This window comes from Ornithinimicrobium sp. (genome assembly GCF_030537745.1).
Lineage (GTDB): Bacteria > Actinomycetota > Actinomycetes > Actinomycetales > Dermatophilaceae > Ornithinicoccus.
The window spans coordinates 1-9173 of record NZ_JAUNVI010000086.1 but is presented as its reverse complement, the minus strand read 5'-3'; the positions used below and the strand labels follow the sequence as shown (position 1 = coordinate 9173).

At 66.4% G+C, this 9173-nt stretch carries 10 protein-coding genes; 3 read left to right on the top strand and 7 right to left on the bottom strand.

Going from position 1 to position 9173, the window contains the following annotated elements:
• On the bottom strand, positions 1-184 hold a 184-nt coding region (locus Q4P07_RS13175), incomplete at its 3' end, for a hypothetical protein (RefSeq protein WP_303375375.1).
• 179 nt (positions 185-363) lie between these two features.
• Here Q4P07_RS13175 and Q4P07_RS13170 point away from each other — a divergent pair.
• Positions 364-2163, top strand: a complete 1800-nt coding sequence (locus Q4P07_RS13170) for a DEDD exonuclease domain-containing protein (protein ID WP_303375374.1) — start codon at positions 364-366, stop codon at positions 2161-2163.
• A gap of 28 nt (positions 2164-2191) precedes the next feature.
• Here Q4P07_RS13170 and Q4P07_RS13165 read toward each other — a convergent pair whose 3' ends face one another.
• The 6 genes from Q4P07_RS13165 to Q4P07_RS13140 all read right to left on the bottom strand — a co-directional run bounded on the left by Q4P07_RS13165 (position 2192) and on the right by Q4P07_RS13140 (position 7392).
• Positions 2192-2473: an Lrp/AsnC family transcriptional regulator gene (locus Q4P07_RS13165; protein ID WP_303375373.1), complete on the bottom strand. Its 282-nt coding sequence runs from the start codon at positions 2471-2473 to the stop codon at positions 2192-2194.
• A 90-nt stretch (positions 2474-2563) separates the two neighbouring features.
• Complete coding sequence (locus Q4P07_RS13160; protein WP_303375372.1) at positions 2564-2905, bottom strand: metallopeptidase family protein; 342 nt, start codon at positions 2903-2905, stop codon at positions 2564-2566.
• 70 nt (positions 2906-2975) lie between these two features.
• Entirely contained in the window at positions 2976-4793 is a 1818-nt protein-coding gene (locus tag Q4P07_RS13155) for a cytochrome b N-terminal domain-containing protein (RefSeq protein ID WP_303375371.1), read from the bottom strand.
• Positions 4790-5866, bottom strand: a complete 1077-nt coding sequence (locus Q4P07_RS13150) for a ubiquinol-cytochrome c reductase iron-sulfur subunit (RefSeq protein ID WP_303375370.1) — start codon at positions 5864-5866, stop codon at positions 4790-4792. Before Q4P07_RS13150 ends, Q4P07_RS13155 begins: the two co-directional genes overlap by 4 nt.
• Before the next feature lies 1 nt (position 5867).
• Positions 5868-6671 carry a cytochrome c gene (locus tag Q4P07_RS13145; RefSeq protein WP_303375369.1) on the bottom strand — a complete coding sequence of 268 codons (804 nt, stop codon included), beginning with the start codon at positions 6669-6671 and terminating at the stop codon, positions 5868-5870.
• Positions 6672-6756: 85 nt separating this feature from the next.
• Positions 6757-7392, bottom strand: coding sequence for a heme-copper oxidase subunit III (locus tag Q4P07_RS13140; RefSeq protein ID WP_303375376.1), 636 nt, complete (start codon positions 7390-7392; stop codon positions 6757-6759).
• Between the two features lie 126 nt (positions 7393-7518).
• On the opposite strand from Q4P07_RS13140, the gene Q4P07_RS13135 reads away from it, so the two are divergent.
• Together Q4P07_RS13135 and trpD are read left to right on the top strand one after the other, a co-directional pair.
• Positions 7519-7965, top strand: coding sequence for a hypothetical protein (locus Q4P07_RS13135; RefSeq protein ID WP_303375368.1), 447 nt, complete (start codon positions 7519-7521; stop codon positions 7963-7965).
• Positions 7962-9068: an anthranilate phosphoribosyltransferase gene (gene trpD, locus Q4P07_RS13130; RefSeq protein ID WP_303375367.1), complete on the top strand. Its 1107-nt coding sequence runs from the start codon at positions 7962-7964 to the stop codon at positions 9066-9068. The genes Q4P07_RS13135 and trpD overlap by 4 nt, the downstream gene beginning before the upstream one ends.
• Positions 9069-9173 lie beyond the last annotated feature (105 nt).

Here is a 9173-nt window from a genome sequence, read left to right as displayed (position 1 = left end):
CCTGCTCCAGCACTGCATGGTCATGCCCTGCCTCGGGCGGGTCGGATCGACCCGACCCAAGGCTTGGCATCGTCCTTGCCGTGGGCGTCTCGAGCCAGATCTTGCCCAGGACAGGCACGAAGCAGTCTCCACACAGCCGGCCCCGGGCGGGGCAACTATCACAATCGATGGTGAACGTGGTCATGTCTTCCACCTCCTTGACGACGACGCTAGGGACGACCACCGACAGACCCTCCCTCATGCGTGACCGCGCCGACCAGTCCGCTGCTCGCTCCATCGGCAGTTCTGCCGCAGTGTGTCAGTGGTCCCCTCTACGTTCGTGGCTATGGAGGACGCGTAAGGATGCAGAGGATGCCCAGCTCGATGAAACCCAGCTCGATGGTGCAAGGCACCTTCGACGACCTGGGCGTGGCGCTAGCCGACGTCACCTTCGTCGTCGTCGACCTAGAGACCACGGGTGGCTCGCCCTCCGGTTGCCAGATCACCGAGTTCGGAGCGGTCAAAGTGCGCGGCGGTGAGGTCCTCGGCGAGTTCCAGACGTTGGTCCGTCCGAGCACCCCCATCCCACCGTTCATCACGGTGCTGACGGGAATCACCAACGCCATGGTCGCCGACTCGCCTAGCATCCGGACCGTCATGCCCCAGTTCCTCGAGTTCGCCGCCGGCTCCGTGCTGGTCGCCCACAACGCCGGCTTCGACATCTCCTTCCTGAAGGCCGCAGCCGCGCAGACGGGTCACCGGTGGCCGACCTTTCCCGTGATCGACACCGTGCGACTGGCGCGGCAGCTCGTGCACAAGGATGAGGCACCCAACCACAAGCTCGGCAGCCTGGCGACGCTCTTCGGCGCCAGGGTCACTCCGGACCACCGAGCGCTGCATGATGCCCAGGCCACCGTCGACGTGCTCCACGGCCTGATCGAGCGCGTAGGCAACCTCGGGGTCCACACCATCGAAGAGCTGCAGTCCTACACCTCGCGGGTCAGCACGGCCCAGCGACGAAAGCGCTTCCTGGCTGATGAGATGCCGTCGGCGCCAGGGGTCTACATCTTCAAGGACGGCAGTGGCGAGCCGCTCTACGTCGGCACCGCGACCGACCTGCGCCGACGCACCCGCACCTATTTCACGGCCTCGGAGACCAGGCGTCGGATGGCCGAGATGGTCGGCCTGGCGGAGTCGATCACGCCGATCGTCTGCGCGACCCCGCTGGAGGCCTCCGTGCGCGAGTTGCGGTTGATCGCCAAGCACAAGCCCCGCTACAACCGGCGGTCCCGATTTCCGGAGAAGGCAGTGTGGGTCAAACTGACCGATGAGCCCTTCCCGCGGCTGTCGATCGTGCGCACCGTGCGCGGAGACGGCGCTCACTATGCCGGCCCGTTCGCGAGTCGTCGCACCGCTGACGCCGCCATCACCGCACTGCACGAGGTGGTGCCGCTGCGCCAGTGCACCCCTCGGTTGGCCAAGACCGCGTCCAGCACCTCAGCCTGCGCCCTCTTCGACCTGGGCCGGTGCGGCGGCCCGTGCATCGGCGCCCAGAGCCTGCAGGACTACTCCCACGTCGCCGAGCAGGCGGCCGAGGTGTTCAGCGGCAGTTCCAGGGAGGCGATGGCAGCCCTCCGTGGCCGATTGGACACGCTGGCGGCGCAGGAACGCTTCGAAGAGGCAGCGACCTTGCGAGACCGCATGATGGCCCTTGTCCGGGCTGCCGCACGGGCACAGCGCCTGCGACCGTTGACGGCGACTACCGAGCTCGTCGCCGCACGGCGAAGGGAGGGGGGCGGATGGGAGATCGTGTGCGTCCGGCACGGGCGACTGGCGGGCACCACCCTCACTCCGGTCGGCGCTGACCCGGTCCCCTACATCGAGGCGCTCCGCACGACCGCCGAAATCGTCGCGGCACCCTCGCAGAGCACGGACGCGCTTCCTGTCATCGGCCCAAGCGCACTCGCCGAGGAGACCGAGCTGATCCTCGCCTGGTTGGAGAAACCTGGCACCCGCCTCGTAGAGCTCGAAGGGCGGTGGACCTGTCCGGTCGACGGTGCAGGTGCCAGCCGCGCAGAGCTGGAGCCGCAGGCCACGACCTGGTCGACGGTCGACCTGCTCGACCCTGCGCCACAGCGGCCCCAGGACCGGCCCGTGGGGGCGCTCCCCCCGCCAGCAGCGTGATTGTCAGGCCTGCGGCCGCACGCTCGGCTCAGTCGTCAAGGCCGAGCGCGAAGCCAGCCTCGAGATCCTCGTCGGAGTAGGTACGGAAGGCGATGTGGGTGCTGGTCTCCAGCACGCCGGCCACCTTGTTGAGCTGGTCGGCGATGACGCCGTGGAAGTCCTCATGCTGGGCCACGCGGGCGACCGCGATGAGATCGATGTCACCGGTCACCGAGTAGACCTCGCTGATCCCCTCGATCTGGGCGATCTCGTGTGCCGCCTCCGGGATACGCGACACGTCGGCCTTGATCAGCACGATGGCAGAAATCATCTGCCCACTCTATCGACGACCTCAGTGCGAGCGCCGGCTGGGCTCGCCATGTTGTTGACGGTCCGGCACTGACGCACGGCCGCCGCCACGTTAACCCCACCCCAGGTCGTGCAAGGTGTCGTCGTTGATGCCGAAGTGATGGGCGATCTCGTGGACGACTGTAACGGCGATCTCGTCCAGGAGTTCCTCGCGGTCCTGGCACATGCGCTGGAGCGGACCAGAGAAGATCGTAATCCGGTCAGGCATACCGCCGCCCCAGGACATCGCCCGTTCGGTCAGAGGCACGCCGTCATAGACGCCGAGGAGCTCAGGCTCTTCCGCTGACGGCTCGTCTTCGACGAAGAAGGCAACGTTATCCAGCTGGTCCATAAGCTGCGAAGGGACCAGGTCCAAAGCGTCGCCGACCGCCTCTTCAAACTCCTCCCGCGACATCGCCAGGTCCCCTGACGACGGCGCCCCGCCCTCCGAAGGAAGGACGGGGCGCTCGTGCGTGGGGTCGTGCTCAGCGATGACTATCCACCCCAGTGAGTTCTTCGCCGAAACTTTCTCCCGCCCCGGCGTTGACCTGTGAGCCGTGCTGCGCGAGGCTGGCCGCTTCCTCCGGGCCGTCCAGCTCGTCGAGCTCTCCGTGGCTGTGCGCGGCAGCGAGCTCGGCGGGGGTAACCGGACCGATCGCGTCCTGGTAGAAGAAGTTGGACAGCGCGCCGCGCAGGCCCGCGAGCGGGCCAGCCGGCCGTGCCACACCGTGGGCGTCGTCGATCCCGCCCTCTGTGAGGCCGAGCGGGTGGGTGGGCTCGTACTCGACCAGCTTCCACCGCGTGTACGGGTCCAACGGCTCGTGCACCTCGAAGAATCTACCCTCCGCGGTGCGCACTACCTTGCCGGTCTCGCGACCGTGCAGGACCTTCTCCCGGTCGTGGCGCTGAAGCGACATGCACACGCGCTTGACGACGTAGAACGTGATGACTGGCAGGACGAAGAACAACGTCCGGAACAGGATCGTCAGGTCATTGATCGACAGCTGCATCTTGATCGCCAGGATGTCGTTGATGCAGGCCAGGGCCAGGATCAGATACATCGAGATCGCGGCCGCACCGATCGCGGTCCGGACCGGAGCGTTGCGGGGACGCTGCAGCAGGTGGTGCTCACGCTTGTCACCGGTGACCCAGGCCTCGAGGAACGGATAGGCACCCATCACCGTCCACACCAGCGGCAGAAGCAGGAGCGAACCGATAAAGATGTTCATGCTCCACACCGTGTCGAACAGCGTGAACTCCAAGAAGCCGGGCAGCAGTCTTAGCGCACCGTCGGAGAACCACATATAGAAGTCCGGCTGTGAGCCGGCCGTGACCTGACCCGGGTCATAGGGACCGAACACCCAGACGGCGTTGATCTGCACGAGCGCCGACACCAGCGCCGTGATTCCGAAGACGACGAAGAAGAAGCCGCCGGCCTTGGCGGTGTAGACCGGCATCACCGGGAAGCCGACAACATTGTTGTTGGTACGACCCGGCCCGGGGTACTGCGTGTGCTTGTGCACGACGATCAGCACCAGGTGTGCTACGAACAGCCCGACCAGGATGGCCGGCAGCAGCAGGACGTGCGCGATGTAGAGCCGGGGGATGATCGACTCCCCCGGGAACTCGCCACCGAAGACGAAGTACGTCATCCAGGTGCCGATCACGGGCGCCGACATCATGAAGCCGTTCATTGCCCGGATGCCGGTGCCCGAGAGCAGGTCGTCCGGCAGCGAGTAGCCCGCGAAGCCTTCGATGCAGGCCAGCAGCGACAGGACGACGCCGATCAGCCAGTTGATCTCTCGCGGCTTGCGGAACGCGCCGGTGAAGAACACCCGTGCGGCGTGCAGGGCGATGCCGACGATGAAGAAGAGCGCTGCCCAGTGGTGCAGCTGACGCATCAGCAGACCACCCTTGATCTCAAAGCTGATGTCCAACGTGGACGCGTACGCCTCGGACATGCCAACGCCCTTGAGCGGCACGTAGGAACCGTCGTAGACGACGTGGCCCATGCTCGGGACGAACCACAGCGTGAGGAAGGTGCCGGTGATCAAGCAGATAACCATGGAGTACATGGCCACCTCACCCAGGAGGAAGCTCCAGTGGTCCGGGAAGACCTTCTTCAGCAAAAAGCGCATCCCCTTGGCCGCGCCCGTACGCTCATCGACCCATCCGAGTCCCGGCGGCAGCCCAGGATCTTTGGCTCCCAGGTAGGTGTCGCCATAGTCGTTGACGGCCGTGTCGACGGGAGCGTCAGCGCGGAGGTGGTCTGCGCCTTGCGGTACGTGGCTCATGGTGCTCATGCGTCATCCTTCGCATTCAGCAGACCGGGACGGTTGCGCTCGAAGAAGCTAGGGCCGACCGGCTCTCGGAAGCTGTCGGCGGCCACGAGATAACCCTCACCGTCGACGGTGATGGGCAACTGCGGCAATGGGCGCTTGGCCGGACCGAAGATGACCTTGCAGTCGTCGGTCATGTCAAACGTTGACTGGTGGCACGGGCAGAGCAGGTGATGGGTCTGCTGCTCATACAGCGCCACCGGGCAACCCACGTGGGTGCAGACCTTGGAATAGGCCACGATTCCTTCGTAGCCCCAGTCGCGCTGCTTCTGGCTCTTGATCTTCGAGGCGTCCAACTTGACCAGGATGACCGAGTCCTTCGCCTTCGCGACAAGGACCTCGCTCGCCGGCAGGTCCTCTTGAGCCGCGCCGACGAAGCCTTCGGGCATCACGTGAAAGACGGAACCCTGGGTCACGTCCGCCGCGCGGATCGCCGCACCGGAGGGGTCGATCCGGAGCCGGAGACCAGCCTTCCAGTGGGTCGTGTACATCTCCCCACCCGGACGCGGGCCAAGGCCGGCGATGACCGGCACGACCATCGGTAGGGCGAACAGGCCCAGCGCGCCAGCCGCCGATCCGAGGAGCGCTGAGCGACGGTTGAGTTGAGAGCTGCGAAAACCATGGGAAAGGATCTGGGAGACCGCGTCACGGTCTTCTTGAGGCGAGCTTTGCGGGTGGCGTTCCTCGACCACTTCCTCGTCCGGCATCAGGGTCTTGGCCCAGTGGATGGCGCCTAGGCCGATGCCGAGCAGCGACAACGCCATCGTCACGCCAAGCACTGCGTGGAAGAGGTTCAGCTCCCCGATCCCGATGATCGATCCCTTCAGCGTGGGATCGATGACGTAGTACGCCACCAGGAACGCGATCGAGGACAAGGCCGAGATCGTGAAGAGGACGACCACCTGAGTGGAGGCGCGCGTAGCGGCTTTCTCGTCGACGTCGGCTCGACGCGGTCGGTGCGGGGCCATCCCCGGGTTGCTGAATCGCCCGAGGCCCTCCTCGGACACCGGGGCGGGCAGATTCTCGCGAGTCGCCATATCAGGCAGCCTTCCTTCCGAGCCATACAGCCGCGGCGATCATGGCGCCGATCCCGAGAGTCCACACAAACAACGCGTCCCCGGCCGGGCCGACGCTGCCGAGGCCAGCGCCGCCATGTTCGTTACCGCCATCCTCGACGAACTTGAGGAAGGCGATGATGTTTTCCTTCTCCTGCGGTGAAATGTTCTGGTCGTTGAAGACCGGCATCGACTGCGGGCCCGTGACCATCGCCTCATAGATGTGCTGCGGCTCGACGTTCATCAGGGTCGGCGCGAACTTGCCACGGGTGAGCGCCCCACCGGTGCCCGAGGCGTTGTGGCACATCGCGCAGTTGGTGCGGTAGGCAGCGCCACCGGCCGCGATATCCGCGCCCGCCAGGTCGATGTACTCACTGTCGGGGACGTCCGGTCCGGCACCCAAGGAGTCGACATACGCCGCGAGTTGGCTGATCTGCTCGGAGCTGAACTTGACGTTTTCGGGGGCTCGCTCGGCCTGGATGCCCGGGGCTGGCAACGGCATCCGTCCGGTGGAGACCTGGAAGTCGACGGCGGCCGCGCCGGCGCCGATCAGGGACGGACCAGCAGGCTCCTTCCCCTCACCGTTGACTCCGTGGCAGGTAGCGCAGTTGCCCAGGAAGAGTTTCTTGCCGGCGGCGACGTCCTCAGCGGTCATCGTGGCCGCCGAGGTGCCGGGCGCAGCGCTCGGCGCGAAGGCGGCATACGCCGTGCCGGTGAAACACAAGCCGAGGAAGAGCAGCACCAGCAGCGCCATCGGACTACGGCGGCGGGCAGCGAGGGAAGTCACTCGTCGATCCTTCCGGACGGGGTCAGTTCGGGTGCGGGGCGGGGTGCCCCATGGTCGGGAGAACTCATTGAGAGGGCTGCCACGGTCACTGCAGCACGTAGATGACGAAGAACAGTGCGATCCACACGACGTCGACGAAGTGCCAGTAGTAAGAGGTCACGACGGCACCGGCAGCCTGCGCGTGGGTATAGCGACCGGCGGTGAAACTGCGCGCGATGATCAGCAGGAAGGCGATCAGTCCGCCGATGACGTGCAGCCCGTGGAATCCGGTGGTGATGAAGAACGCCGATCCGTAGGAATCGGCGGTCGGGGTCAGCCCCTCCATGGTGAGCGTGGCGTACTCCCAGACCTGGCCGGCGATGAACGTCGAGCCAAACAGGAACGTCAGCACGTACCACTCGCGCATCCCCCAGCTGCGGACGTCGAGAAGTTTGCCGGTGCGGTGCGGCACGCCCTGCTCCGCCTTCCACACGCCGAACTGGCACCAGATCGAGGAGATCACCAAGATAGAGGTGTTGATCAGCGCAAACTTCACGTCGAGGAAGGCCGTGCGATCGGCCCAGAGGTCGGGTGAGACTGATCGGATCGTGAAGTAGATCGCGAAGAGCCCCGCGAAGAACATGATCTCGCTCGAGAGCCACACCATCGTCCCGACGGCAGTCATGTTGGGCCGCGTCGCCGGGCCATGAGCGGTCGCGTGGAACCGCTCTAGGTCGCTCATGGTTGCTGCAGGAGAAGTCACCAACACATTATGGCCCATGATCGACTCCGTTGTGGAGCCGCCTCACCGCGCGTCTCGCGACGGTGGGCGCAGCGACCGACACGGGGGTGGAATACCATCGACGGCATGACCGCGACTCCAGGCACCACCGAGGGATCGACCGAGCTTGTCCCGGCCACCAGCGCCGCCACTGCGCGGGCGATCTCGGTCCTGCTCTACAGCTACAACCGTGACGTCCGGGACGCCGTACGGATGGGCGTCGGGGACCATCCCGCTGCCGATGTCCGCATCGAGCGGTGGCATGAGTGTGCGACGCCGGAGGCAGCGATCCTGGACGTCAAGGCGGGCGGCTATGACGTGCTCATCCTGGACGGCGAGTCCCAGCCCTACGGCGGTATGGGCATCAGCCGCCAGCTCAAGAACGAGATCTTCGAGTGTCCGCCGATCCTCGTCCTGACCGGGCGCCCCGTCGACGGCTGGCTCGCGACGTGGTCACTGGCCGATGCGGCACTGCCTCGCCCGCTCGACCCGCAGGCGATGGCCGCCGCGGTCGCCGACCTGGCGCGCCGGTGAGCGGCGCGGACCTGACACCTCCGCACGACAGCGACCACGAGCCCGGGACCACCTGGGCCGACCTGCTGACGACCCTCGTCCGCGGCGAGGACCTTTCAGGCGACCAGACCGCCTGGGCCATGGACCGTGTGATGTCGGGCGAGGCGACCCCGAGTCAACTGGCCGCCTTCCTCTCCACCCTGCGCGCCAAGGGCGAGACGGTGCCGGAGATGACCGGCCTGGCCACGATGATGCTGGAGCACGCGCACCGCTTCACGGTGGAGGGCCCCAGCATCGACATCGTCGGGACCGGTGGGGACCGGGCTCACACGGTCAACATCTCCTCGATGTCGGCGATCGTCATGGCTGCCTCGGGTGCCGTCGTGGTCAAGCACGGCAACCGTGCCGCGTCGAGCAAATCCGGGTCGGCGGACATGCTCGAGGCGTTGGGAGTCCGGCTCGATCTCTCCCCCGAGCAGGTGGCCGGCCTGGCCGGAACGGTAGGGATCACCTTCTGCTTCGCGCAGACCTTCCATCCCTCCATGCGCCATGCCGCCGTCGTCCGCAAGGATCTCGGCATCGCCACGGCCTTCAACTTCCTCGGTCCGTTGACCAACCCTGCGCAACCCAGGTATGCAGCAGTCGGGTCGGCGGACGCGCGGATGGCGGAGCTGATGGCTGGCGTCTTCGCCGCGCGGGGCACTCCGGCGGCAGTCTTCCGGGGGGATGACGGGCTGGATGAGATCACCCCTGCGACGACCAGCACCGTGTGGTGGGTCGACGCAACTGCCTCGATCAGTCGTTGGAGCCTGCACCCGCAACGGTTGGGCCTGCCGCTGCACCCTGTGGACTCCTTGCGTGGCGCCGATGCGCAGCACAACGCCGAGGTGGCCCGGCAGCTCTTCGACGGGTCGACCGGCGCAGTCCGTGACGCCGTCCTGCTCAATGCCGGGACCGCGTTGGCGCTCCTGTCGTGCGGTGAGCAGGATGCCCACCCTCGGAGCGAGGATGAGCTGCACCGCTGTGTGCGCGCCGGGATGGACCGGGCCGAGGCCGCTCTCGACGATGGCAGCGCCAGCCAGCTGGTGGAGCGCTGGGTTAGCGCCACCCGCGCGCTCGGCTGAGCGCACACTAGGCACGCTGCCTCACCGACGGAGCTGTTCGGCGGTGCCTCTGTCTGGTTCGGGGGATTCCAGGGTGCCGACCTCTGGGTGGTGCAGGTCAAAGGC